Genomic DNA, 26,627 nt, shown 5'->3' on the forward strand with positions numbered 1-26,627 from the left:
TCCCGCGGGATTGATTCCGTTCAAATAATCATAAATATCTTAAAGTCAAATTTACATTATGTCGCGGACAACACATCCCGTAAAGGTAGTAACCTGCCTAACAGACAACTAAAATGAGACATATGGCAACTACCTCGCTTCTAACCGACCATTACGAACTTACGATGCTCCAGGCAGCGCTTGCCTCTGGAACTGCGCATCGCCGCTGCACCTTTGAAGTCTTTACACGTCGCTTGCCCGCGGGCCGCCGCTACGGCGTGCTCGCAGGTACAGGACGCTTTCTCGAAGGGCTTCAGTCTTTCCGCTTCGATGACGAAGATCTATCTTTTCTAGCCTCTCGCAATGTTGTGAATGCGCAAACCCTAAAATACCTTGAGAACTTTAGGTTTACCGGCAACATTCGAGGCTATGTCGAGGGAGAGATTTTCTTTCCGCACTCCCCCGTTGTACAGGTCGAAGCAACTTTCGCAGAAGCCTGCGTCTTAGAAACCTACCTGTTGTCTATCTTGAACTATGATTCAGCTGTTGCATCTGCCGCATCACGTATGACTGCGGCGGCGGGCCACCGTCCCTGTATTGAGATGGGCTCGCGCCGTGCGCACGAACGTGCCGCTGTATCGGCGGCACGTGCCGCTGCTATTGCAGGCTTCACTGCAACATCTAACCTAGAAGCAGGCAGGCGCTATGGGCTTCACACTCTCGGTACCAGCGCCCACGCCTTTACACTTCTTTACGATTCTGAGCGTGAAGCCTTTGAAGCGCAACTGCAATCGTTAGGGGCACGCACGACCCTTCTTGCTGATACCTATGATGTCGAGAATGCGGTACGCCTTAGCGTGGAACTCGCGGGCGAAGAGCTCGGCGGAATCCGCCTAGACTCAGGTGATCTGGTAGCATCGGCGCAGCGCGTGCGTGAACTTCTCGATTCTTTGGGCAACCACAACACCAAGATTACAGTGACAAGTGATCTTGATGAATATGCTATCGCTTCCTTAGCCGCCGCGCCGGTAGATTCCTACGGTGTGGGCACCAGGCTGGTAACCGGCTCCGGTGCCCCTACCTCTGCAATGGTGTACAAGCTGGTGGAACGTGAAAATACTGCTGGCGAGCTGGAACCCGTCGCTAAAACCTCTGCTGGCAAACGTTCTCTAGGTGGTGCAAAGCAAGCTGCGCGCCGCCACAATTCCTTGGGCATCGCTACTGCTGAGCTTATCGGAACGGGGAACAATCCCGCTGCCCTCGAAAATACTCGCGACCTTATTCGCGATTTTGTGGTTTCTGGCGAGCTCCTGCCCGGTTTTACTGGCGAGGAGGCGGTACGCACCGCAACCAAACGACATAGCGCATCCCTAGCGGAGCTTCCCGAATCCGCTCGTCGCCTTTCAGAAGGCGAACCCGTTATTCCCACCGAATTTATCTAGCCACAGCCCATCCAGATATTGCCAAGAAAGGGACTATACACATGGCAAAAGCGCTTATTATTGTCGATGTTCAAAATGATTTCTGCCCTGGCGGAGCCCTTGCAACACAGCAAGGCGCCAACGTGGCATCGCTAATTAGCGAATACGTTGAGGAACACCACCACCAGTACGATGCCATTGTGGCAACTCAAGACTGGCACATTGATCCCGGTGATCATTTCTCAGATACCCCAGATTATGTGAATTCCTGGCCCGTACACTGCGTTGCCAACACCGAGGGGGCAGAGATTCACCCAAATCTTGATACCGACTATATCGAAGCATATTTCCGCAAGGGTAAGTATGAGGCGGCATATTCGGGCTTCGAGGGTCTTCAAGCTGCCGAAGATTCCGTGATGACTGGTGAGCACGATCCCGAAGCATCGTTGGAAGATGAGGCACCTAACACCCCGCTCGCCGATTGGCTCGACGAACATGATGTTAAAGATGTTGATATCGTCGGGATCGCGACCGACTTCTGTGTACTAGCGACGGCAAAGGATGCAGTAGACGCCGGGTACGAAACTCGCGTTCTGATTGATCTTACGGCGCCGGTTCATGAAGACAAACTGGATGATGTTATCGCCGACATGGAGGATGACGGTATTACCGTCACAGAAGCGCTTTAGCCAGGGGAGAGATTATTCTACAAGCCCCTGCCCACGAACCAATCCGCCAATTTATCCAGGCGAGCCTGAATTTGCTCCGCGGATGCCTGTGCAACTGCGGGACCACCGCAAATTTTACGCAGCTCATTATGGATAACGCCGTGTGGTTTGCCTGAACGGATAGACCAGGCTGCCACGTTTTTCGCCAGTTTATTGCGCATCTCTTTGAGCTGGCGGTGGTCCACAATCGCGGGAGCTGCTGTCGCTGGGCGGCGGGATGCATGTTCACGCTGGCGTGCACGAAGTAGAGTACCCACTTGGTCGGCATCCAGCAAACCGGGAATACCGAGGAAGTCTTGTTCTTCTTCCGAACCGATCTCCAGACCACCTGACGAAAATTCGGAGCCATCGAAGAGCACGCCGTGGAAGGAAGCTTGCGAACCAATCGCCTCGAATTTACCGCGCGTTAGTTGTTCGGAAGCACGTTCCTCGCGGTTTGCTTCTTCGAGCGCTTCATCGTCCAGCCCTTCAGCCATTGGATCGATATCGTCGTCGGTGGTATGACGGTCGAGGGCGTGGTCACGCTCAACTTCCATATCATTGGCAAGCATCATCAGCTGCGGCACAGACGGCAGAAAGACAGATGCGGTTTCCCCACGTTTACGGGCTCGCACAAAACGACCAATCGCCTGTGCGAAGAAGAGAGGTGTGCTGGTGCTGGTAGCATACACACCCACCGCCAAGCGGGGTACGTCCACCCCTTCGGACACCATGCGTACCGCGACCATCCACCGCTTGCTGCTTTCACGAAAATCGTCGATTTTAGCGGATGCTTCACGATCGTCAGAAAGTACTACGGTCGGCTTCTCCCCCGTGATCTTGTGCAGTTTTTCAGCATAGGCTTTGGCATCGGCGTGGTCAGTTGCGATGACGAGCGCTCCCGCGTCGGGAACAGTGCGGCGCACTTCGGTGAGTCGTTTATCAGCCGCAGAGAGCACGGTGGGAATCCACTCACCCTGAGGATCAAGTGCGGTGCGCCATGCCTGGGCGGTAATATCTTTAGTGAATCCTTCCCCTAGATTCGCCGCCATTTCTTCTCCGGCGGAGGTCCGCCAGCGCATTTGTCCGGAATATGCCATGAAGATAACTGGCCGCACCACGTGGTCTTTCAGTGCGGGGCCATAACCATAGGAGTAATCGGCTCGCGATCGACGAATACCTTCATGGTCTTGCTCATAGGTAACAAATGGAATAGGTGAGGCATCAGATCGGAATGGTGTACCGGTCAGCGCAAGGCGACGTGTGGCCTCATCGAAAGCTTCACGCAGACCATCGCCCCAAGATAAAGCATCACCTGCATGGTGGATTTCGTCGAAAATAACAAGAGTCTTGTCATTTTCGGTATTTCGGGCGTGCAGCTGCGGCTTATTAGCAACCTGCGAATATGTGAGCGCTACGCCCTTGTACTGGCGTCCAATGTGAACATCGGCGTTTTTGAAGTTAGGATCGATCGGAATACCGACCTTAGCGGCGGCATCCGCCCACTGTTTCTTGAGGTGGTCGGTGGGTGCTACTACGGTGAGTTTTCGCACAACCCCGCGATCGAAGAGTTCGCGTGCCAAGGTGAGAGCAAAGGTCGTTTTACCCGCACCAGGGGTTGCTACAGCCATAAAGTCCCGAGGGTTCGTCTCAAAATATTTTTTCATCGCCTCGGCCTGCCAGGCACGCAGACTGACGGAAGTACCCCACGGGGCACGATCGGGGTATGCCGGGGAGAGCTTTGGCTTAACCATGCTGTCAAACAATGTAGGCTCTTCGTACTCGCTCATGCTTTTCTCCCCCATATTTTCTCTGGTTTACCTCTGCTTCAGTATTTCCTGTGTACAAAGGCTCCTGCAGAAACACAGGTTATAAATTCTACCACCGTGTCGTGATACGTCCGCGAGGGTTCGCTTAATTATTTTGCCCAGTGCGAAGTCTGTTTGAGTCCAAAAATAAAGTATGTGCCTGCACCCCCATGCTGGGGATACAAGCACATACTTCTGCATATTCCGGAGCGAAACTTCCGTTATTTGTCGCCGTTATCCGAATTATCTTTACCAGGCTTAAGACCCTCGTAGATTTCTTTGCAGGTTGGGCAGACTGGGAATTTCTGCGGATCGCGTCCAGGAGTCCACACCTTACCGCACAGCGCGCGAACGGGTTCACCGGTAAGGGCGGATTCCATGATTTTTTCCTTACGCACATAATGCGAGAAGCGTTCATGGTCGCCCGGCTCAGAAAGCTGGGCTTCTTCCCGCTCAAGTAGTGCGGTACCGCCCGCAGTCTCGGGACCGAAGGGATCTTCAACGCCTTCAATGGAGCTCATGTTCTCTCCTCCAAGTATGTTCTCGCCGTCTTAGTTCTATTGTAGAGACTAGTGTAACAACGGGAAGGGATGCATGGTTATTCCATAGAGAACAAGGGCGACGATTGGAAACATACGTGTAGCTGCCCCATAACACCGCCCCCATATTCTCTATATAGCCTCTAGTTCGTATTGAACTTTGCAACCTGCTGAAGCATCATCGAGCTATGGCGATCGTAGAGTTTACCACCTGCAGAAATTCCAATAATGAATAGTGCAGCGCCGATAACCAGCTGGATAACGCCGGAGATAATCAGCACCATGTCGTCCTTGCCGCCGACCATGTAGATGAACGAGCCAATCCCACCGGGAAGAGCGATCAGCATGCAGATAATCATGCTACCCATCAGTAAAAGCTGCTTCGCAAAGCCGTCTGGCTGCTTAGGCGTTTTGAAGGGGTTGGCTCCAGGAGGCGCGACCGGTGGTGAAAGCACTGTATCAAGCATCAATCCGAACCCTACGGTTCCTGCGTAGACTCCCAGCTGATGCAAAAGCACGACCGGGTAATAGGCTATAAGCCCGTGGACAGCGCACATAATAAAGGACATCACCACGACGATTGGCAGCATTACGATGGAATGTCCGAGTGCACGCCCGAGCCTATCATCACGCCCACACAGAGGCGAGAGCACGTGCAGACTAAAAGCCGTGTTATCGTACGAGACCATATACGCTATGTAGAATCCTGTGAAGACATTGCAGAAATAAACCCAGAAGCCAAAGAGCGTTTCAGGTCCAGCCCCGGAATTAGCGAGCTGGATTCCCGTCGTCGCAACACGAGACCCCATGCTGCTCGTGAAGAGCGGCATCACGAGAGCAAAGAGTACATAGAGCATGGCAGTCATGACGATCAGCAAAGTCATGCGCGTATCTTTGAAGTAGCTATGAATGGTACGTGCAGCCACAGCACCCCAACCAGTGTTTGGGAACCTCGCAAAAATACCAATATCTCCTGCCGTCAGGTTCTTAGCCTTGCCCCGTTTTTGTTCACCGCTGACATTACGCATTGAGCGTTCGAGGCTACGGCCCCACAATACCCAAGCACCACCCAGGTATATGAGGGAAAGTACCAGACTTAGACCTGCTAGAGCCCAGTTACCCGCCGCCACATGGTATGCAATCGCAAAAGCGGACCCGAAAGGCGTATACCCCAACCATTGAACTTTCTGAGCGATCTCCTGGAAATGATCTATCACATAGAACATAGCTCCACTGAATATGAAGCCCGAGCTTACCAACAGCACGCCCAGAATAATCTTGAAGATAAGATCAATACGGGGGTTAGCATTCAAATAAACGCCAAGCTGATTGGCAAGGCGCGCCACTGTCATCAGCAAAGCCAGCCCCAACACTATGCTCAGCAGATAGGCTGCTAGTCCCACAGGATTACCAATAAATCCAAGGGTTCCCAGAAGGATTAGGATAATCGTCGCTATACCTGGAAGACCTATAAACCCACCGAAAAATTGCCCCTTCTGCAGCGTCTTAGCCTCTAGCGGGAATAACACGAAGCGGCTTTCATCAAGGGTTCCGTCTAGGCCAGTCCAGACAATGGGGATAAGAGCCCAGCCAAGAGATACAAGAAACCCGAGGAATAGGGCGAGTGCAGGACCATCTAAACTACCATCAATCCCTAAACCAACATAAGCGAATCCCAAACCAGTCAGTGTGCCAAGCAGATATAGGGCGCCAAAGGCAATACCAATAATCGCCCACACACTACGTTTGAGCGAAGCAAGCACATACCGCCATTTTAATGAGACGAGGTGCGCAACCATGATAGTCCTTCCGAGGTGGTGCGTCCGCCCACGAGCTGTATGAAACGTTCTTCCAAAGTAGATTCCCCACGCACTTCATCAACCGTACCCGCAGCGAGAATCCGTCCCTCATCCATAATGGCGACGTGATCGCATAAACGCTGCACCAAGTCCATGACATGCGAGGAGAGAATAACTGTTCCGCCTGAGGCGACGAATCCTTTGAGGATATCCTGAATATTAGCCGCTGAAACCGGATCAACCGCTTCAAAGGGCTCATCCAAGATCAAGACTGAAGGGGCATGAATCAGCGCTGCTGCGAGGGCGATCTTCTTAGTCATACCTGCTGAATAGTCGGCTACCGCGCGGCCTGCTGCATCAGTTAAATCCATAGCCTGCAGAAGATCCTTGGTACGTTCGGCAACAGTGTCACGTTCGAGACCGTGCAGGTACCCCGAATAGGTAATAAGCTGTTCACCTGTAAGTTTATCGAAAAGGTGCACGCCATCTGGCAGAACGCCCAAGTGCTTTTTGGCTTCCAAAGGGTTCTGCCACATATCGGTTCCCTTAATCAACGCCACGCCTTCGGTGGGCTGCAGCATGCCAGAAACCATTGAGATAGTCGTCGTCTTACCGGCACCGTTGCGCCCTACCAAACCGTAAAAAGAGCCGGTAGGAATAGCAAGGTTAATGCGATTAACGGCAACAGTCATGCCGAACGCCTTCGTCAAACCATGAATTTCGATGGCATTAACAAGGTGCGCACCAGGTTGGTGACTAAGAGCCTCACGGGTGACTTGAGGCAAGCTCCCCGGCTGCGCGTTTGCATAACTCTGATCGGTCATTGACTGACCGACATCATACGTCGGTGTACCAGCTTGTGTATTCTCTGGTGAATAGCCGTAGTCCTCAGGGGCCTTCCCAGGCACAGAATTGTGTTCTTTCATACATACAACGGTACCAGTTTGGGAATACTTCAGAACCATATTTGGGGCTTATATCACCAATAATTCTCTAAACTTTTTAAAGCATGAACTATAAGGATTACTAGAGTATTTTTTATTACCTTCACGTTGAAGGTGCGAATAAGGCGGGATGCGTCACAAGCTACATACATCCCACCTTATTTTCTCTTCTATGGGTCTAGAAAATTGCCATCGTCAGCTCAGCCCGTGCTTTGACTGTTCGCGGATCTGTAGCACCCACAACGTCAAAGAGCTGCACAAGACGTTCACGTACTCGGGTCTTATCTTCCGGAGAAACAGATTTAAAAAGTCGCAGCAGTCGTGCGTAAGCATCTTCAACATGCCCACCTATAACGTCAAGATCGGCAACGTTAAAGGCAGCCTCAATGTTGAGAGCGTCGGATGCAGCTGCTTCACGCTCTTGGGCAAGATCCAAATCTGCCACGCGAGCTAATAAATCAACCTGAGCAAGCCCAACTTTAGCATCATGGTCGCCCGGGTTCTCTGTCAAAGCCTCGCGATAGGCGGCTCGTGCTCCTTCATAGTCGTGTTCGTCAAGGGCCTCCAGTGCTTTAGCGTGCAGCGGCGGCAGGGTTTTCTCTTCCTCATCCGAAGGAGCAGGCTCAAATCCACCGGGAAGCTGATACTGCGCAGCAACCTGCAAGACCTGCTTCAGCATTTCTGACAGATCCTGCGGGCTAATCTGACCGTTATAAAGAGGGGCCGGGCGACCAGCGATAACGGCCACGCCTGCCGGTACGCCGTCCAGGCCAAACGCTTGGGCAGCCTCCGGAAGTTTCGTAATATCGACGGCGGCAAGCAGCATCGCACCTTCCGCCGCATTGACTAGGTTTTCGACGGCGTCTAGCATTTCAAGCGACGCTGGAGAATGCGGGGCATATAGCCCAAAGATCACGGCGCCTTGGGTAGACATTTGTACGTACTTCTGAAAATCTTCAGGTGTTGCAACATCGAAACGCCAACTTTTCGCCGAATTGCTTTGTGCTGCAGTGGGTGTAGAAGTACTGATATCGTGACCGCCAAGCACTGGAGCGCTACGTACCGACGCGGAAATTTGTTCTGCTGAGCTTTGGGGGTTTGTTGGCAGTTGGTTCGGGGTGGGAGGAATTGTCATCGAGAATCCTTTGCGAGCCTCAGAAAAATTTAACGTACTCCCTAATTATCCCGCGCGACCCACTGTTTTACAGGATTCTCGGCAATCGTTCGAGGTGCGCGAAATTTCAGATAGGCTTACTCGGTAGCTTTCTGCCTCAAGAATGTTGCGAGCGCATACAGTTTTCAGAGATGCCCGGTAGAATAGCCAGGTAAGCTTTATGAAAGGCAGACTATGTCCGATAGCTCGAATCCGCAAGCCCAGCAGACTCCTCCCCCAGTTCCCCGGGTTCCGCGGAAAAAGCCGGAGCAGGAAGAACCCATGTTTGAACAGGACGGTTCCGTATCGTCTACAAAGCGCGAATCCCTGACTTCACATATTACGGGTACCATCAGCGATTTGACCGATAGCATCAGTCAGGCACGCTCACAACGCCGCAAAGCTTCTCTTCCTCCCCGCATCGCTCCAAAAGTCGATGAGGCTTCTGAACTTCATATTTATGAGAAAAGCTCACCGCTGCATAATCCTGTATCTTTCGGTTTCCTGACGACGGTTGGTGTTGGTCTGGCCCTGCTGGCTTACTACGCTTTTACCAATGTCGGCGCGCTTGTCGGCTGGGTCACTGGCGCTATCTTCATCGCGCTTGGGCTTGATCCCATTGTTCGTAAACTTGAGAGTTTCGGCGTTAAACGCAGTGCCGGTGTGGTGATTGTGGTTCTTTCCTTCGCAGCCATCATCAGCGGACTTGTGGTGTGGATTGTGCCTATTATCAGCGCACAGGCCAGCAGCTTTGTCTATCGGGCACCCGCTATTTATCAGGATTTCATCGATTCTGATACTTTCAAACGCATTGATGACGTTCTGCATGTTAACGACTGGGTTAATAACAACGTTCCAAAGTTCCTAGAGTCTCTTACATCAAGCTCTGCGGTCGGCGGATTCATGAGCAACCTAATTACTGCGGGTTCCACAATTGCGCAGATTTTGACCGGCACTATTATTGTGCTGTTCCTCTCGCTTTATTTCCTCTCATCAATGCGCACTATTAAGGCGTGGGGGTCGCGTTTGGCTCCGGCTTCCAAGCGGGAACGTGTTGAGGAACTTACCGAACGTATCACGGGTGCTGTTGGTAACTATGTGATGGGGCAGGGAGTTGTCGCTGTTCTCAACGCAACCTTCGCGCTTATCACCATGATTATCTTGGGGTTCTCATTCCCTCAACTTGTGGCTGTGTTCGTCTTGATTTTGGCCTTTATCCCATTGGTTGGCGGCGTAGCGGCGCTTGTTCTGGTGTCTCTCATTCTTTTGACGCAGGGCTGGCAAATGTCTGTCACATTTGCGATCGCCTATTTTATCTACCTACAGATTGAGGCATACATAATTTCGCCGCGTATTATGTCAAAGGCTGTTTCGGTTCCCGGCGGTGTCGCTATTATCGCCGTCGCTGCAGGCGGTGCGCTGTGGGGCGTCTTGGGCGCGCTTATCGCGATTCCTGTCGCCGCATCGTTACTGATTCTGGTGAAGGAAGTCTTTATTCCCCGCCAAGACCATCGGTAAAAAACCTTTTCTTAGAAATATAAGGATGCGCCCGCCGTTGAGAAAAGCGGCAGGCGCATCCTTCGTATAGACGGAGTAGACAGGTTATGGTTCAGTAATCTCTTCTGCGACCGGGCCGTTGTATTCGGTAGGAAGTGTAGTCTGCTGACCCGTCACCACTGAGACAAGGGCGTTGATCACGCTGTTTACCGACTTTTCACCCACCCAAAGGTGTTTACAGTTCTCAAAAGGCACGACCTGAGTGCGGGCTATTGATTTAAAACGCTCGCGCGCTTCGGTGGGGCGTAGATAGTCGTCAAACTCCGGGATAAAGGCATAGAGCGGATTTGAGATTTTATTCCATTCGTCCAGTTCGGCGGGATGCACTCGGTGCAGCGGCGGAGAAAGCAGAATAGCCCCCACAAATTCTGATGCATGTTCTGGGGCGTACTTGAGCACAAGCTCCGTGCCGAAGGACCACCCGATTAACCAGATATTCGGCAGCTGGCGTTCTACGGCATATTGTAAGATCGCGTCAAAATCTTTTTTCTCAGCAAATCCTCCGTCGAACACTCCCTCGCTTGTACCGCGGATCGAAGAAGTACCGCGGGTGTTAAACCGCAGAACCGCAATATTTGCAAGCGCTGGCAGACGGAATGAAGCCTTCTTGTACACATGCGAATCCATATATCCGCCGTGCGTTGGAAGCGGGTGAAAAGTCACGAGAGTAGCTTTAATTTCCCCTTCGGGAAGTGCCAGTTCACCCACAAGGCGCTTCCCGTCAGCGGTTGTAACATCAAAGTTCTCTCGGCGCGCGGGAAGTACCGTGCGAGATTTAATGAGAACAGGCTGATCAGATTGGGTGAAAACATACCGTGAGGGATCAAACTCTCGGAGTTTTCCAGAGGACTCTTCAGTCGCCATAGTGTCACTTTCTTCGTTCTAACAGGTCTTCGCGCCCACGATAGGTATTCCGATCTCGTAATAGTTCTAAGCGCGTCTGGTACGCCAACAATGTTGGTGCCAGTGGCGGCGCTCATCAATGGCGCGAGAACGCCCCAGTGTATGGCTTTCTTGCCATACAACAAGATGCGCTGTTCTTGGCGGAATTGGACGGTTGCATTCTGGGCACGTATAGGTTTTCAGAGCATTTACGGCGGGAATGTACTGCACCAGCCAATCACCAAAACGGTCACGTTCAATGCGCGGCGCAGGGTCAAGAATACGAGATATATCACGTCCACCGGGTGCAGACCGCGTCCATTTGTTGGAGGTTGTGCCCGAGGAACGTTTACCGGGGTGATTCTTGCGTGCCATGCTTTCTATTCTAGCGTTCAGTACGGCTTGCCATCTTTTAGCTGCTTTGATGCCGCCAGGCAGCGGTTTCTACAGCTGGCATGTCATAGTCTTCCTCGGTAGAGTAGATGGGGTGCGTATCGTTATAGCTGAATGTTCTGTTGATTACGAAGGGCGTTTGCGTGCCCATCTCCCCCGTGCTACCCGCTTACTTATGGTGAAGAATGACGGTTCTGTGCTTATCCATTCCGATGGCGGTTCCTATAAGCCGCTGAACTGGATGAGCCCACCATGTTCTCTCCTTGTCGCAGACTATGACGAGATTCCAGATAGCACCCGGGAAGATCTTGATACGGATGTGCAGCAGCTGTGGACGGTACAAGCCGCTAAAAGTGATGACCGCCTTCTCATCCGCGTGTACGAAGTTATTCATGAGCACACCCATGATTTAGGAGTCGATCCTGGACTTATCAAAGACGGCGTAGAGGCCGACCTGCAGCGTCTTCTTGCTGAGCAGATCGAAACACTCGGTAAGGGTTACTCCTTGGTACGCCGTGAATACCCTACGGCTATTGGTCCTGTGGATATTATGGCGAGAGACTCCAACGGTATCAGCATTGCGGTAGAGCTCAAGCGCGTGGGCGATATTGACGGGGTGGAACAGCTTACCCGGTACCTCGATCTGCTCAACCGCGACCCACGGCTGGCACCCGTCAAGGGGGTTTTTGCTGCACAAAAGATCAAGCCCCAGGCACGGACTCTTGCCGAAGATCGCGGTATCCGCTGCATCTCTCTCGATTACGATGCGATGCGCGGTATCGACGACGCTGCAGATCGGCTTTTCTAAGCCAATATTTATGCGCTGTAGAGATCTTCGCGACTCTAAAACTCAAGTATTCGGGAAGGTAAAAGCCGGTACAACCAACAATTGGTTGTACCGGCTTTTACCTTATTAACGGTTTACTTCTTACCCGTCGTAGGGGTAGCGATCTCGGCATGCTTTGCCGCGATCGTTACCTTATCGTTTGAGACGGTCAAGAACCCATCATGCAAACGCGTGGTGAGTTCGCCACCATCGACGGGTCGAATCAGAAGTTCTCCGTCCTCCGCAAGAAGCGCACAGGTGGGAATGAGTCCGGGATAAATGCCCAAATCGCCGTTCGTAGTACGCACCCGTACATAGGAAGCTTCACCAGTCCACACGACGTTTTCGCGAGAAACAACTTCAACTGTTAGTGCCATAATTACTTGGCTCCGGTCTGTGCCTTGATTTCCTCGTACTGACGCATCACGTCATCCATGCCACCGATGTTGTAGAACGCCTGCTCAGGAATATGGTCTACATCGCCATTGCAGATCATCTGGAATGATTCGATGGTGTCCTTCAACGGAACAGTGGATCCTTCAACGCCAGTGAACTGCTTTGCAGTATAGGTGTTCTGTGAGAGGAACTGCTCAATGCGGCGTGCACGTGAAACAACGACCTTCTGCTCCTCAGAAAGCTCATCAACGCCCAGAATCGCGATAATATCCTGAAGGTCCTTGTTTTCCTGCAGGATAGCCTTCACGCGAATAGCCGTGTCGTAGTGTTCCTGCCCAATGTACTGCGGATCAAGAATACGAGAGGTCGAGGTCAACGGGTCAATTGCCGGGTACAGACCGCGCGATGCAATCTCACGCGAAAGCTCGGTAGTCGCGTCCAAGTGTGCGAAGGTTGTCGCCGGTGCAGGGTCGGTGTAATCGTCTGCAGGAACGTAGATTGCCTGCATCGAAGTAATGGAGTGACCGCGAGTCGAGGTAATGCGTTCCTGAAGCAGACCCATTTCATCCGCCAGGTTAGGCTGGTAGCCAACAGCAGAGGGCATACGACCGAGCAAAGTCGAAACTTCAGAACCTGCCTGAGTAAAGCGGAAGATGTTATCGATAAAGAGCAGCACATCCTGGTTCTTCACATCGCGGAAGTATTCCGCCATAGTCAAGCCGGTGAGTGCCACACGCAGACGAGTTCCCGGGGGTTCATCCATCTGTCCGAAGACAAGGGCAGTATCTTTCAAAACCCCTGCTTCTTCCATCTCAACCCACAGGTCGTTACCTTCACGGGTACGCTCACCAACGCCGGTGAACACCGAGGTACCACCGAAATTGCGCGCCACACGGGTAATCATTTCCTGAATCAGCACTGTCTTACCAACACCAGCACCACCGAACAGACCGATCTTACCACCCTTAATGTAAGGGGTGAGCAGGTCGATAGATTTAATACCGGTCTCTAGCATCTCGGTCGATCCCTCTAGCTCTGCGAAGCCGGGAGCGGCGCGGTGAATAGGCCAGTATGCGTCAGCATCGATATCGGAGTTCGGCACATCTAGTGCGTTACCAAGAACGTTGAAGAGGTGCCCCTTCACGCCATCGCCCACGGGTACAGCGATAGGAGCCCCGGTATCTAGAACAGCCTGCCCACGCACAAGACCGTCAGTCTGTTGCATAGAGATAGCACGAACAATCGAATCACCCAAATGCTGAGCAGTCTCAAAGGTGATGGTGTAGGTTTTCCCGTCGAGGGTGAGTTCAGTGGTCAGTGCATTGTAAATATCCGGCACCTGACCAGCGGGGAACTCAACGTCAACCACGGGGCCAATCACGCGGGCAATACGACCCGTTGCGCCCTGGGTGGTGGTAGTAGTCATGTTTCTCACTTACCTTGAAAAGTTGAAAGTAGATAGCTTCGAGTTAGCAATGTTCTTAAGAGGAGGCGAGAGCGTCTGCGCCGCCCACAATCTCAGAGAGCTCCTGAGTAATCTCAGCCTGACGAGCGTTGTTCATCAGTCGAGTGTACTTCTTGATTAGAGTCTCAGCGTTATCGCCCGCAGTCTTCATCGCACGCTGACGCGACGCAAGTTCACTTGCAGCGGCTTGGAGCAGGCACGCGAAGATACGAGAAGCGATATAACGCGGTAGCAGCGCATCCAACACTTCCTGAGGAGAAGGCTCAAATTCAAAGGATGCGGGTTGCTGATAATCGGCCGAAGACAGTTCTTCGTCAGGTACGATTTCCTCCCCCAATTTAGTTGCTTCTGCCACGTGAATGGGAAGCAAACGAAGAATCTTGGTCTCTTGAGTCACCATGGACTTAAATTCGGTGTATACGATATGCAAATCGTCTACCCCGCCGTTTTCATGTCCCTTTTCGTACTCCTCCAAGAACACATCGCGAATCTCAACTGCGGTATCAATATGCGGATTATCGGTGTGTCCTTCCCAAGCACGTTCATAGGGACGTTCCCGGAATTCAAAATAAGACTTCGCTTTACGCCCCACCAAGTACAGCTGTATTTCGCGCCCCTCGCCGCGTAGCCTCTCGATAAGCTCTTCTGTTTTCTTCAGCACAGACGACGAATACGAACCTGCAAGACCGCGATCACTCGTCATCACCAAGACTGCAGAGCGCTTATGCTCATGCTTGCCAAAGGTATCGGGACGATGGATCAGAGGATGCTGCACGGACTGTTGCGTTGCCAAAGCAGTCACAACGCGGGTCAATGCGTTTGCGTAAGGACCCGTGGTTTGAGCGCTTCGACGCGCCTTATTAATACGGGAGGTCGCGATCATCTCCATCGCCTTGAAGATCTTCTGCATAGACGATGTCGAAGCAATTTTCTGTCGGTAAACCCTAATCTGGGCTCCCATAGAGCTTCCTTTCTCCTGGACATCTGCCCCGCCCATAACTCTGAAAGTTCAGAGCGGGGCTAACACCTAGGACTAATCGCTAACCGATGGTTTCCTGAGTGATGTCACGATCCTGAGCCGCTTTATGCTCCTCATGACCTGCATCAACAAGGTGGCTGGTACCCTCCGAGCGGAATCCCTTCTTGAAATCTGCAACGGCAGCTTTCAAGGCATCTAGGGTTTCATCCTCAAGCTTGCCGGATGCGGCAATATCGCTCAACACCGAGGTCCGGTGACGCAGATAGTCAATGAACTCTGCCTCGAAGCGAAGAACGTCAGAAACCTCAAGATCATCAAGGTAACCGTTGGTACCTGCCCAAATGGAGACAACCTGCTCTTCTACCGCATACGGAGTGTACTGCGGCTGGCGAAGCAGCTCGGTAAGACGGGCGCCGCGAGTCAGCTGTGCCTTGGAAGCATCGTCGAGATCGGAGGCGAACATTGCGAACGCTTCCATAGCACGGTACTGAGCAAGGTCCAGTTTCAAAGTACCGGAGACCTTCTTCATAGCCTTGGTCTGCGCTGCACCACCCACACGAGAGACGGAAATACCAACATCCACGGCGGGGCGCTGGTTAGCGTTGAACAGATCGGACTGTAGGAAGATCTGGCCGTCAGTGATAGAAATGACGTTGGTCGGGATGAAGGCAGAAACGTCATTTGCCTTGGTTTCGATAATGGGGAAACCGGTCATCGACCCTGCGCCCAACTCATCAGAGAGCTTAGCGCAACGCTCCAATAGACGAGAGTGCAGGTAGAAAACGTCACCGGGGTATGCTTCACGTCCCGGCGGACGACGAAGCAATAGCGACACGGCGCGGTATGCTTCTGCCTGTTTTGAAAGATCATCAAAGATAATCAGGACGTGCTTTCCGCCATACATCCAGTGCTGACCAATGGCAGAACCGGTGTAGGGAGCCAAGTATTTAAAGCCTGCTGCGTCAGATGCGGGGGCAGCAACGATCGTGGTGTATTCCAACGCTCCCCTGGTTTCAAGGGTATGTCGAACAGCGGCAATGGTGGAGGCCTTCTGTCCAACTGCCACGTAAACACAACGAACCTGTTTGCTGGGGTCACCGGTTTCCCAGTTAGCCTTCTGGTTCAGGATCGTATCGACTGCAATCGCAGTTTTACCGGTCTGACGGTCACCAATAATAAGCTGACGCTGCCCTCGACCGATCGGGATCATAGCGTCAATAGCTTTCAGACCGGTCTGTAGGGGCTCATGCACAGACTTACGCTGCGTTACACCAGGTGCCTGCAGCTCAAGAGCACGACGCCCTTCATCCTTAATAGGACCCAGGTCATCAATAGGGTTACCTAACGGATCGACTACACGACCGAGGTAAGCATCGCCCACCGGGACCGAAAGCACCTCACCGGTACGGTGAACTGGCTGTCCTTCTTCGATACCGGTAAAGTCGCCCAGAATAATGACGCCAATATCGCGGGTATCAAGGTTTTGCGCGAGGCCAAGGGTGCCATCCTCAAAACGAAGTAGTTCGTTCGCCATCACCGAGGGCAGACCCTCGACGCGCGCAATACCATCGGAGGCTGCTACAACGCGCCCCACTTCAACACGTTCCACGTTGCCGGGTTCGTAAGACGCTGCAAATTCGTTCAGCGCGTTACGGACATCATCGGCGTTGATGGTCAAATCGGCCATCTTATGTCCCTGCTCTCCTAATTGTGGTTGCACCTCTCGGAACAACCGAAACTTGCTTCGTGGGAAGGAACAATATTCTAAAAATTTGTCTGCTTCCCAAGGTATCTTCTAAATCACCGTTGCGACGTATCGCAGAAATGTTCAGCTAATCTCTATGCTTGAAGGTCACGTTCAAGATCATCAAGACGGGTACCAACGGTTCCGTCGATAACCTCATCTCCAATCTGTACGCGCATACCGCCTAGAACAGCTGTATCTATAGATACGTCGAGTTTAAGCTGACGATTATAGATCTTGTTCAAGGTCCGGCTCAGGCGTTCAAGCTGTGCCTGCGAAAGCGCTACTGCAGAAGTTACCTTTGCGATGTAACGGTTCTGTCGCGTGACGATGATTTCCACGAATTCGTCAGCGAGGCGAGCGGCATGGTGACCACGGGATTCGCTACCAATTCGTTCCAAGAGAAGTACGCCTTCCGCGGTGACGGCTGGACCGCCTAATGCTACAGCGAGCTTCTTCTTTGCTTCTTTGCTTGCCAAGTTGTCGGACAGCGCCGCTTGCGCTTCGGGGGTACCATCAACGTTGCGCACAAACGTCAGCAACTCGTTGGTAACCTCTTCAAGGGCATCAGCACCACCACGAGACTGAGCGGATGCGATGGATGCGAGTACCGCAGCCTTCTCAAGCGCGTCTGCAAGATCACGCTCTTGAGACCAACGCAGTGCTACCGCCGTAGTCAGCACCTTGAGTGCTTGAGAAGAAATTTTGCCGCTAAAAATAGCCTGTGCAATATTTTCTCGATCCTTCCCTTCACGCGAAGAGTCGGTCAAACCACGACGCAAACCGCCATCGTGGTCAAGTACATCGACCACGGCGAAAAGCTCGCTAGCTAGGTTGAGTGGGTTCAACGAAGCGTTGGCTTCAAGAACCGCTTCCACCTTGCTCAGTGATTCAGTAGATACTCCTGCCATTACCGAGTTGCACCTGCATTCTGTTGCTCGGTTTCAAGGTCAGCAAGAAAACGATCTACCACGCGGGCCGATCGCTCATCATCGTCAAGGGCTTCGCCCACAATCTTTCCTGCAAGAGTAGTCGCCAAAGTACCAACTTCATGACGAAGAGATACTGAAGCAGCTAGGCGCTCAGCCTCGATAGTCTTCTGCGCATTATCAGTAATACGCTGAGCCTCAACGGTTGCGCGCTCACGAGCCGCTGCGATAATTGATTCGCCTTCGGTACGCGCTTCCTCGCGAATCTTCTGAGCTTCCAGACGAGCGCTTTCAAGCTGCTGGTTGTACTCTTCGCGAGCCGCTGCGGCCTCCGCCTGAGCTTTCTCAGCTTTGGCAAGACCACCCTCGATTGCTTCTTTACGGTCCTGGTAGATCTTCTCGAACGCCGGGACAACGTATTTATGAACGATGAAATAGAGAATCACGAACCCAACGACGGTGATGCCCAATTCCCAGAGATTGGGAATTAGAGGGTTAGAGCTGTGCTCTGCGCCCCCTCCTTCTGCCAGATAAGTCATTGAGGGATTTCCTGTTCTTTAGGTTGGTTCGTTAACAGCTATATCTGAGCTTAGATGATGAAGGCCAGAACGAGACCCAGAATCGCCAGAGCCTCAACCACCGCGAAACCCATGAACAGCATCGGCTGCAGGGTACGCTGGGACTCGGGCTGACGCGCAACGCTCGTCATGTAGGCAGCGAAGATTAGACCCACGCCGATGCCGCCACCAATAGCTGCGAGGCCGTAACCAATAACGTTCATGTTGATTCCTTTCAACAGTGTGTGCTTCAGTGAAAATACCGAAGTTACAGAGCTACTTATGTGTATTCGACCCGTAAAACGGGTTGCTTTCTTCGCAACTAGATAGCCAGTTACGAAAACCTATATTTTAGTGTCCTTCGGAAACCGACCCTTGCAGGTATACCGCGAGGAGCAGTGTGAAGACATAAGCCTGGATTACCTGAATCATCAGTTCCAGGAAGTAGAGGAATAGACCCAACGCCCCAGAGGCGATACCGCCCAAAGCTGCAGCCCCGCCGACGCTCATCACTAGGAACTGAGTTAGGGATGCTGCCACCATCATTGCCATGTGACCGCCGAACATCGTAGCGAAAAGACGAAGCGCGTGGGTCACGGGACGAATAATAAGGTTCGAGAGGAACTCAATCGGCACCAAAATAACGTACACCCACCCCGGAACTCCGGAGGGCATCGTCAGATCTTTAAAAAATCCAACCAGTCCCTTGCGCTTGATACCTACACCGACCCAGGTAAGGTAGCCGACGATAGCCAATGCATATGCACTGCCTGGGTGAGAAAAAGAAGGAAGTTGAATAAGGGGAATTGAACCGTAAAGGTTATTAATCAGAATAAAGAAGAAAGAAGTAAAGAGCAGGGGCACGAAAGGCTTGAAATGCTGTGCGCCAATCAGGTCTTTGCCAAGTGAATTACGGGTGAAGAGATAGCCTGATTCTGCAATGAACTGGGCTTTACCCGGAACCATTGCACGCTTGCGTGCAGCCATCATAAAGAATAGGGAAACGACTACGACAGACAGGATGACGAGCAGCATCTGTTTACCAAAGCCGAACCCAAGAGAATCAACCTGGAAGAAGTCAGGCAGATGCATATCGGCCGGTGTCGGCGGCGTATAGCCTTCTGCGAGTACAGACCCGTTCTCGTTCAAAGCAAGTCCTTTCTTGCCGTTAGCTGGCTACTTGCTGGTGCAAAACTATGCTCAACTAACTGGATGGAATGTGTGCAAAACCTAAAATTTTTAGGCTATTTATTTAGAGCGACTCGTATGCAGATATACCAGGTAGATGCCTCCGCAAGCACCTATCAGAACACCAACCCATACAAACCACCGGGTATTGAGGAGCCAGTCAGCTCCAAAGCCGACCAATCCCCAAAAAGCCATGCCGATAATAAGATACAAAACAGACATCACGCCGCCGGATAATCCACCGCCGGATACCAGTTCTCCTGTGGTACGGAGTTTCTTATCTCCGTCCCACCATTTCTTCTCAGAATCGGTCAAAAATTTCCCTATCTACTTCTGAGTAAGCCTTTGTGTGTGCTAAGACTCAGGATCGAAGTACAAAATCCTTGAATTCATAATGGTTACAGCCTCGACACTTAACCACAGTACCGCTCCTATGACGGCACCACCAAGCGTCCAACCGTGTTTAAGTGCCTCTGGCATAGGTACTAGTAAAAGCACCATCGCCATGAGTAACACCTTCACCACATAACTTACAAGCAAAGCCTGAGGAATCCCAATCTTTATACGGTGTGCCCCCAAAGCAGTTGCTACGCCCATGGTGAAACATATATAGACTACCAGAAACCCAACCATAAATCCCGCCGACCCGCGAATGCCCAATATGATTCCCAGAATCGGTAAACAAAGAACTAAAACCAGTGCAGACATTACGGTCTCGCGATAGGCTAAAAGCCCCCAGGAAAAGCCTTGCACCCTATTTTGCTTATTGTCTTTCTTACCTATACCATAGATAAATTTTGGGTTCCACAGAGCCCTCCGAATCGAATTTAGCCGCCGTTGTTTCACTCCTGTGAACCTTCAGACTTCCGCTCGCTCATAGGATGCGTCTCTGTGTTCAGATCTGCAATATTCTGCTTGGAATTAGAGTGCCCTTGCTCGGCAGGCTGCAGACGCGTATCCAGTAGTTCGGGAAGTCGCAGGTATAAAACAATGACGGCTACAGCAAGGGCAAGAACGCCAACACCAGCAAAAAAGGCACCTGTTAGGAAAAGATCTGAGGCAAAGAGTACAAAAGCCCATACAATCGCAGTCGCAGAACTCACCATAATTGTTGCGCTGATATGTCCCAATCCGACGTCAGTCAGACGCTGATACACATGGGTTCGATGCGGTTTGTACCACTGCTCCCCAGCAGCCATACGACGTATAAGAGTCATCGCAGAATCTGCAAGATAAACCAGAAGCGGGGCTATCGACGCAAGGAACGGAATTCCAGCATAGAAAGCACCAACGGCAATTGTTCCAAGAGAGGCACCTAGAAAGTAAGAACCAGCATCACCTAAGAAAACATTGTGACCCATGCGTAAATTCCAAGGTAGGAAAGCCGTATAGGCACCTGCAACTGCCAGACCACCTATCGTCATCCACGGCAAACTACTTACGCCACCCATATAGGCGTAGGCAAGCCCAGCCACCAGCCCATGGCATCCGGAGATACCGTTGATGCCGTCCATAAAGTTTGTAACGTTTATATACCCCGCAATAAAGAGCCCCGCTACAGGAACCCACAGCAATGATGCCTCTTGAATAATAGCGAGAGAAAGTGCAATACCGAGTCCTATAACAAGCTGCATCCCGGCACGCTTGGCAACGCTGACCCCATAGACATCTTCGGTCCATCCCAAAAGCAAAGCAAGACCGCCGCCTGCCAAAAAAGTTAACGAGATGGGGAGATTTACAGTCCACCCCATGAGGGTAGCGACCGCGAAGCTCAAACAGGTAGCGCTAGCGGTTGCCAGCCCCATGCCCCGGTACGTCGGAATCGTATGCGAGGAACGCTCATTGGGTATATCAACCATATTTAGCGCGTGCAACAGGGGGCGTACCGCAAAAGGCAGAAGCGCTCCTAACACAAACGCTAGTATAAGCACCAGAGATGCCTGGTTCATGTCTCTCCTCTAGACGGTAAAACCTCGTAACAGGGTGTAATTTGGGATTCTACTTCCCCGCTGCTGGTTCTACAAGACGAATTCATCACGTAGTACACGCCTATGTAGACGTTAACGGGGCAAAATTTCATCGTTCAATATTCAGTCCCTGTGTTCTTCCAGAAGACGACCCTGACGCGGATCTACTACGCGGGTAAATCCATGACGCTCATAAGAACGATGCGCTTCATAATTCTGAATCCACTGCTCATAATCCAAATCCTCAGGATTGAGAGCTGGTGCCGTCGAGTGAGAAATAAACTTGTTTTGAGTGCTTCGAGTGTGTTGCTCATTAGCACCAAAGAGGGTTTCATCCAATTTTTCGCCAGGACGCAGACCGGTCACTACAATATCAACATCGTAACGTTCATAGGCTTTACGCATCTCATGTGCAACATCGTAGATAAATACAGGCTCACCCATATCAAGCACCATAACTTCACCCGGATGACCAATAGCCCCTGCCAGCATCACCAGCAGGCAAGCATCCGTGATGAGCATAAAGTATCGGGTAGCGTTCTCATCAGTAAGTGTAATGGGACCGCCGTTGAGAATCTGCTGCGTAAACAGAGGTTTGATAGAGCCGCGCGAGCCAAAAACGTTACCGAATCGAACCGATACATAAGTCTTCCCCGTCTGCTGTCCAAACCACGAGGTTAAGCATTCAGCGGTTCGTTTTGACTGCCCCAAAGCGGTCTTAGGGTCTGCCGCTTTATCAGTTGAAACATTCACAAACGTTTCAACATCCGCCGCTTGCGCAGCATATAGAACGTTAAGGGTGCCCAGCGAATTTGTTTTCCATGCTTCCTCAGGGTATGCCTCCAGTGCAGAAACATGCTTCAAAGCTGCGGCGTGGAAAACCACCTGCGGTTTTCGTTCAAGGAAGATATTACGCAGGTTTTCTCCCTCACGAATATCCGCGAGAATAATACGCTCATCATCCAGGCTGGACTCGCCAGTGATCGAGAGCTTTGTTTCCATCAGCAGGGTTTCGTCACGATCGAGCATCATGAGCAGCTCAGGGTCGTATTCGTGGATCTGACGGCATAGCTCAGAACCAATAGATCCTCCTGCACCGGTCACCAAGACCCGCTTACCTTGAAGGTAGCTGCGCAAAACTTCAGTATCGACATCGTAGTTGATTTCACCGCGGATAAGCTTCATGAGCTCGTTATCGTCGGTTTCTACCACATTGTTGCCGAAGAGCTTTTCGCTGGCGCTCGCTACACGAGTTACTTCGACTCCGTGTTTTTGCATGCGTGCCCAGACCCTGTCGAAACGATCATGCGGCATGTTGGTGATAGCGACGATCATTTTTTTAGGGGCATAGCGCCTGATGACCGCATCCAGTTCTTTACCGGTGTTATAAACCGGCACATTATGAATGTTAATACCGCGTAGCTGAGGGTTATCGTCCACTACCGCAACAGGTCGCATATATGCAGAGTCATCATGCATAAGAGCTTCGATAACTGTGCGACCTGTAAACCCGGCGCCATAGACGATAACAGGCTCACCATCAAGATTACGCAAAGTCTTATGCTCAACATAAATACGCTTAACCATGCGCATCGCCGCCATGAATAGCAATGTAATACCCACCGAAATAGGCGGCACACCATGAGGCACATGTACTAGTCCGAGAGCTTCGTCTACGTAGCTGAAGAGGAAAAGCGCCACCGAGACGATACCTACGGTTGCGCCCGCACGCCAGACTTCCTCGAAAGAACCGTAAGAATACAGGCCGCGGTACACCTTCATACCGTAGCCCACAAGAATTTGCAGAATAATCGCAAACCCCATACTGAGCGCCACGCTTTGAAGATCAATCACATCAAAGACAGAGTTCTGGTTCAGAAGCAGGCTGTACCGCAGCATAAACGCGATGACGAGCCCTATAATCCAGGCTACGGAATCTAGTGCAATCTGAACGAGAAGCCACCAGCTTTTAGGGGTGTAGGGGCGTTGGCGATCCACCACCGCAATCGGTTGAGTCGTGGGATAGTTCTCCACTTATGCGTCCTTCCCCTGCAAACTATTCTCTACGTTCCTACTAGGCCGTATATCGGTGAGCGCTCGAAATGCCTTACGGCGCGTACTCTCCGGAATAAACCGGTACGCCGTTCGAACGCTCATATTCTTAATCCACCCGAGCTTTGAGATCGCGTGCCCGGTATATAGTCGACGTTGAATCGCCCAATCCTGTTTCCAGGCGTTAAGTCCGCCCCGCCGCGTGTAGGCACCCGCACCCACACGATAACGGACTAATGGCTCAGGCACATTACCAATCTTATAACCGGCGGCGATAACCCGCGACCACAGCCACCAGTCTTCGGCCCCTGGTACATATTCATACCCGCCTAAACGTTGAACAACGTCTTTGTAGAAAGCCACCGTTGGGTGGTACAGGGGATTGCGCGAAGGCATCATGTCAGCCAACCGAGATGCGTCAGTTACCGTCTGGCGGGTAGCCTCTACTGTGGTATTCTGCGCATCAACTTCGTACATGGCAGAGCCCATCACCGCACAGTCGCTCTCGATAAGCGCCGGAATTAGGGTTGCAAATCGGTCTGGCTCCGAAATATCGTCAGAGTCCGCTCGGGCAACGATGCCGTAAGAACAAGCATTCAGCCCCTCGTTGAGTGCAGCGGCAAGACCCACGTTCTGAGGCAGTTTGACTGTGACGATAGGAGCGCATTCCCCCGCCCTGCTACGTTCGACCCAACGGTCAATGACCGCGCACACTTCAGAAGGCAACGGGCCATCCTGAACCAAAACCAGTTCAGCAGGCAGAAGGGTCTGATACTGAGCGTTCGAGGCAATAGCCGCCTCCACATGATCAGCAGATTCCCGAGCGTAAACACTCATCAGAACGGAGAACTCTGCCTGAGATTGTGGTGCGCCAAAGGAATCATGGTCTTCTTGAATACCATAATGCCCCGGAAATTCAAGGTCGTACACTTCGCGAAGCACATCACGATTAAGGCGAGGGGCATGCAGCGCATCCTTGATGCCCCTCAGGAAATACCCCAAGTAGATAGATTTTTCGTCCGTACGCAGAACCGTCGAAGCCCAAAGTCTTGCTACCGACCCGCCATATAAAAACTTCTCAAGCGGGCTCAGAGTACGGGCTCGCGTGAAAACCCACAATTTATTGCGAACATCGTTATAAAATCGTGGGCCCGGCTTCGCATTCGTCGTCCCAAAAGTTTTCGTGTGGTGACGAGCCACCGAGGCGGGTACAGCAATGGCATCTCGGTGATGCGCAAGACGGGTCGAAAATTCAAAGTCATCATTCCAGATAAAAAAATCCGCAATCGGTAGGCCGCCATTCTGACGAATAACTTGAGCGTCCATCACCAAAGATACAAAGGAGGCGCTGCGTATAGGCCGACCCCCCACCGCTTGTGCACGACGATGCCGCCCAGAGCCAGCACCGAACATAGTGCGCATCGTATTCATGGGATGGTCTTCCCCATTGGTCCACACAACCCGTGAAGCTATCAAGGCGGGACGACGGCTGCGGTCCGGCGAATATGATTCCCATGCTTGAACAGACTCATGCAGGGTGTTTTCGGTTGGTTCAGTGTCATCATCCATAACCCACACAAGATCTGGATTGTGGCGCGCTAACGCTCGATCGATTCCAACGGCGAATCCACCCGCACCTCCCATATTCTGAGACAATGTGATGATATCGAGCGGAAGCGAATAGCTTAGATTTTTTAGATACTCGACCGTGCCGTCGGTAGAGGCGTTATCAACCACGACAACAGCGTCCGGCACAACCTGCCCTGCGGCGATACCCGCAAGGGTAATGGGTAATAAATCTTGACGATTATAGGTCACAACAACCGCTACAACACGCGGCCTACCGAGCTGTGCCACACCGCAGACAGGCGCACTCACCGAGTTTTCGCTCTCATCAGGCATCGACGCTTCCTCCCCCAGCACGCACTTTTCAGGCGGACCTATAAACACACGGATATATGAGACATCCCAAGATAGCTATTCTACCCGTCGAAAGCTCTATAGCTAAACATTACGTTCCAGCTTCAGTTTCGACTAGAGACCAAAAAGTTAGTTCCGCCACGTGCTCCTGTGCCACGACTATGCTTTAGCTCTCTTCTGCCCTGAAGTACTACTCTAAAACGTTATTTCTGTTTCTTAAACACCACCGAATATGCGAAAGTTGAAATACACACTCCGTAACAGTTTGGGGTGAGAAAGGTGAAAAGACGTGTCCGAGTCTAAATGGAAAGTTATCGGTGCAAGTGGCTTCGTGGGGTCGTCCATCGTGGCACGACTAAATGCCGAAGGAATCAGCGTAGATCCCATTGAGGCACCCCGTTTAGCAACCCGAGCACTCGACTCAAGAACTATTATCGAAGAAGCTCAGCTCCTTGAAGGCATCATCGACTCCCTAGCGGATGCGTTTGCCGGGGCTCAGGTTGTTGTTAACGCAGCAGGTCTTGCTGCCCCCAATATGCAAGACGTACCTGCGCTAGTGGGTGCTAATGCTCTGTTACCGGCGGTTATCGCTATAGCAGCACACCGTACCGGAGTACGCCGAGTTATTCACCTCAGTTCGGCAGCAGTTCAGGGCGCAAAATCTGTTCTTGATGCGAGCGAATACACAGCTCCCTTTAGCGCATACTCCTTTTCAAAAGCCTTGGGTGAAGAAGCTCTTTTAGACTTGCAGGATACGTTCCACGAGGCCTCGCATGGCGAAACCTCTGAACCTGTTGAGCTGTGCATCCTGCGAGCCACCAGCGTGCAGGGGCGCGGGCGCCGCACTACCGAGGTCTTCGCCAAAATAGCCTCTTCCCCGTTAGCTTCTGTAGCAGGTGCAGGAACCCGCAAATCCCCCGTATCGAGCTCATATGCACTGGCTGAATTTGTGGTTAAAGTCGGCTCCTTTAAGGGTGAACTGCCCTCTATTGTGCTGCAGCCGTGGGAAGGCGAGACGGTAGCCTCTACCATGGCGGATGCCGGTCGCCGCAAGCCCGTGCACCTGCCTGAATGGCTGTGCAATCTGGCGGTTAAGACCGGGTATACAGTCTCCGAAATGATGAACGATAGGTTCCAAGGTTCCGTTCGCAAAGTTGAGCTCATGTGGTTTGGACAAGAACTCGACGATTCCTGGGCTCGTGAAAACGGTCTTCTACCCGAGCCGCGAGTGCGTGAAGTGCTGCGCAATGCCCATACTGCACTCGGTAAAAAGAAAGATAAGCGATTTAAGAACGCCTAGCTACAGGCCCTTACACTTTTCTACACAGCATAAGCAACGACGGTGAGGGATTCGAGAGTTAGTATCTCGATTCCCTCACCGTTTTTGAATAGCCGTATTTTCTTGTGAGAATTATCTGCCCT

25 protein-coding genes are annotated in these 26,627 nt (G+C 51.9%); 5 read left to right on the forward strand and 20 right to left on the reverse strand.

From position 1 onward, the window contains the following. The first annotated feature begins 113 nt into the window (after window positions 1-113). On the forward strand, window positions 114-1,421 hold the full coding sequence (locus tag HMPREF2609_RS08475; protein WP_305793657.1) for a nicotinate phosphoribosyltransferase: 1,308 nt from the start codon (window positions 114-116) through the stop codon (window positions 1,419-1,421). A 41-nt stretch (window positions 1,422-1,462) separates the two neighbouring features. Next, the gene (locus tag HMPREF2609_RS08480) at window positions 1,463-2,089 is read left to right on the forward strand and encodes an isochorismatase family protein (RefSeq protein ID WP_070536411.1); all 627 of its coding nucleotides are present in this window, start codon (window positions 1,463-1,465) and stop codon (window positions 2,087-2,089) included. 17 nt (window positions 2,090-2,106) lie between these two features. On the opposite strand, the gene HMPREF2609_RS08485 is transcribed toward HMPREF2609_RS08480, so the two are convergent. From HMPREF2609_RS08485 to HMPREF2609_RS08505, 5 genes are all read right to left on the reverse strand, one after another. Beyond that, window positions 2,107-3,897: a DEAD/DEAH box helicase gene (locus tag HMPREF2609_RS08485; RefSeq protein ID WP_210391465.1), complete on the reverse strand. Its 1,791-nt coding sequence runs from the start codon at window positions 3,895-3,897 to the stop codon at window positions 2,107-2,109. 239 nt (window positions 3,898-4,136) lie between these two features. Further along, on the reverse strand, window positions 4,137-4,436 hold the full coding sequence (locus tag HMPREF2609_RS08490; protein ID WP_004004450.1) for a DUF3039 domain-containing protein: 300 nt from the start codon (window positions 4,434-4,436) through the stop codon (window positions 4,137-4,139). 161 nt (window positions 4,437-4,597) lie between these two features. After that, complete coding sequence (locus tag HMPREF2609_RS08495) at window positions 4,598-6,253, reverse strand: transporter (protein WP_070536416.1); 1,656 nt, start codon at window positions 6,251-6,253, stop codon at window positions 4,598-4,600. Next, window positions 6,229-7,077, reverse strand: a complete 849-nt coding sequence (locus tag HMPREF2609_RS08500) for an ABC transporter ATP-binding protein (protein WP_048751878.1) — start codon at window positions 7,075-7,077, stop codon at window positions 6,229-6,231. Before HMPREF2609_RS08500 ends, HMPREF2609_RS08495 begins: the two co-directional genes overlap by 25 nt. A 298-nt stretch (window positions 7,078-7,375) precedes the next feature. Beyond that, window positions 7,376-8,332, reverse strand: coding sequence for a co-chaperone YbbN (locus tag HMPREF2609_RS08505; protein WP_048751853.1), 957 nt, complete (start codon window positions 8,330-8,332; stop codon window positions 7,376-7,378). Between the two features lie 213 nt (window positions 8,333-8,545). Here HMPREF2609_RS08505 and HMPREF2609_RS08510 point away from each other — a divergent pair, with 213 nt between their 5' ends. Further along, window positions 8,546-9,868, forward strand: a complete 1,323-nt coding sequence (locus tag HMPREF2609_RS08510) for an AI-2E family transporter (protein ID WP_238789089.1) — start codon at window positions 8,546-8,548, stop codon at window positions 9,866-9,868. An 84-nt stretch (window positions 9,869-9,952) separates the two neighbouring features. Here the strand turns inward: HMPREF2609_RS08510 and HMPREF2609_RS08515 are convergent, their stop codons facing one another. Both HMPREF2609_RS08515 and HMPREF2609_RS08520 read right to left on the reverse strand, forming a co-directional pair. Then, window positions 9,953-10,771, reverse strand: coding sequence for an alpha/beta hydrolase (locus HMPREF2609_RS08515; RefSeq protein ID WP_013398891.1), 819 nt, complete (start codon window positions 10,769-10,771; stop codon window positions 9,953-9,955). Window positions 10,772-10,837: 66 nt separating this feature from the next. Next, a complete protein-coding gene (locus HMPREF2609_RS08520) occupies window positions 10,838-11,164 on the reverse strand; it encodes a hypothetical protein (protein WP_004004444.1) in 327 nt (108 codons plus the stop codon). 112 nt (window positions 11,165-11,276) lie between these two features. Between HMPREF2609_RS08520 and nucS the strand changes: the two genes are divergently transcribed. Continuing rightward, on the forward strand, window positions 11,277-11,990 hold the full coding sequence (nucS, locus tag HMPREF2609_RS08525) for an endonuclease NucS (protein WP_037231476.1): 714 nt from the start codon (window positions 11,277-11,279) through the stop codon (window positions 11,988-11,990). 113 nt (window positions 11,991-12,103) lie between these two features. On the opposite strand, the gene HMPREF2609_RS08530 is transcribed toward nucS, so the two are convergent. The 13 genes from HMPREF2609_RS08530 to HMPREF2609_RS08590 form a co-directional block, all read right to left on the reverse strand. Next, window positions 12,104-12,385 carry a hypothetical protein gene (locus tag HMPREF2609_RS08530; RefSeq protein WP_004004442.1) on the reverse strand — a complete coding sequence of 94 codons (282 nt, stop codon included), beginning with the start codon at window positions 12,383-12,385 and terminating at the stop codon, window positions 12,104-12,106. Between the two features lie 2 nt (window positions 12,386-12,387). Continuing rightward, window positions 12,388-13,830, reverse strand: coding sequence for a F0F1 ATP synthase subunit beta (gene atpD, locus HMPREF2609_RS08535; RefSeq protein WP_013398888.1), 1,443 nt, complete (start codon window positions 13,828-13,830; stop codon window positions 12,388-12,390). Window positions 13,831-13,885: 55 nt separating this feature from the next. Then, complete coding sequence (locus tag HMPREF2609_RS08540; RefSeq protein WP_037230839.1) at window positions 13,886-14,830, reverse strand: F0F1 ATP synthase subunit gamma; 945 nt, start codon at window positions 14,828-14,830, stop codon at window positions 13,886-13,888. Between the two features lie 79 nt (window positions 14,831-14,909). Beyond that, window positions 14,910-16,535, reverse strand: a complete 1,626-nt coding sequence (gene atpA, locus HMPREF2609_RS08545; RefSeq protein WP_037230835.1) for a F0F1 ATP synthase subunit alpha — start codon at window positions 16,533-16,535, stop codon at window positions 14,910-14,912. A gap of 152 nt (window positions 16,536-16,687) precedes the next feature. After that, on the reverse strand, window positions 16,688-17,503 hold the full coding sequence (locus HMPREF2609_RS08550) for a F0F1 ATP synthase subunit delta (RefSeq protein WP_013398886.1): 816 nt from the start codon (window positions 17,501-17,503) through the stop codon (window positions 16,688-16,690). Beyond that, complete coding sequence (locus tag HMPREF2609_RS08555) at window positions 17,503-18,060, reverse strand: F0F1 ATP synthase subunit B (RefSeq protein WP_048754810.1); 558 nt, start codon at window positions 18,058-18,060, stop codon at window positions 17,503-17,505. The genes HMPREF2609_RS08550 and HMPREF2609_RS08555 overlap by 1 nt, the downstream gene beginning before the upstream one ends. A 50-nt stretch (window positions 18,061-18,110) precedes the next feature. Next, the gene (gene atpE, locus HMPREF2609_RS08560) at window positions 18,111-18,302 is read right to left on the reverse strand and encodes an ATP synthase F0 subunit C (protein WP_004004436.1); all 192 of its coding nucleotides are present in this window, start codon (window positions 18,300-18,302) and stop codon (window positions 18,111-18,113) included. Between the two features lie 127 nt (window positions 18,303-18,429). Continuing rightward, window positions 18,430-19,227: a F0F1 ATP synthase subunit A gene (atpB, locus tag HMPREF2609_RS08565; RefSeq protein ID WP_004004435.1), complete on the reverse strand. Its 798-nt coding sequence runs from the start codon at window positions 19,225-19,227 to the stop codon at window positions 18,430-18,432. A gap of 99 nt (window positions 19,228-19,326) precedes the next feature. After that, entirely contained in the window at window positions 19,327-19,581 is a 255-nt protein-coding gene (locus tag HMPREF2609_RS08570) for a DUF2339 domain-containing protein (RefSeq protein WP_048751857.1), read from the reverse strand. A 39-nt stretch (window positions 19,582-19,620) separates the two neighbouring features. After that, window positions 19,621-20,112 carry a hypothetical protein gene (locus HMPREF2609_RS08575; RefSeq protein WP_048754811.1) on the reverse strand — a complete coding sequence of 164 codons (492 nt, stop codon included), beginning with the start codon at window positions 20,110-20,112 and terminating at the stop codon, window positions 19,621-19,623. Next, window positions 20,109-21,215: an MraY family glycosyltransferase gene (locus tag HMPREF2609_RS08580; protein WP_048754812.1), complete on the reverse strand. Its 1,107-nt coding sequence runs from the start codon at window positions 21,213-21,215 to the stop codon at window positions 20,109-20,111. Before HMPREF2609_RS08580 ends, HMPREF2609_RS08575 begins: the two co-directional genes overlap by 4 nt. Window positions 21,216-21,356: 141 nt before the next feature. Further along, window positions 21,357-23,267, reverse strand: a complete 1,911-nt coding sequence (locus HMPREF2609_RS08585) for a polysaccharide biosynthesis protein (protein WP_048754813.1) — start codon at window positions 23,265-23,267, stop codon at window positions 21,357-21,359. Then, entirely contained in the window at window positions 23,268-25,187 is a 1,920-nt protein-coding gene (locus HMPREF2609_RS08590) for a glycosyltransferase (RefSeq protein WP_246825454.1), read from the reverse strand. Window positions 25,188-25,494: 307 nt separating this feature from the next. Here HMPREF2609_RS08590 and HMPREF2609_RS08595 point away from each other — a divergent pair, with 307 nt between their 5' ends. Further along, window positions 25,495-26,505 carry an NAD-dependent epimerase/dehydratase family protein gene (locus HMPREF2609_RS08595; protein WP_013398879.1) on the forward strand — a complete coding sequence of 337 codons (1,011 nt, stop codon included), beginning with the start codon at window positions 25,495-25,497 and terminating at the stop codon, window positions 26,503-26,505. Window positions 26,506-26,627 lie beyond the last annotated feature (122 nt).

The organism is Rothia sp. HMSC058E10 (assembly GCF_001809415.1).
In the GTDB taxonomy this organism is placed as follows: Bacteria; Actinomycetota; Actinomycetes; order Actinomycetales; family Micrococcaceae; genus Rothia; species Rothia dentocariosa.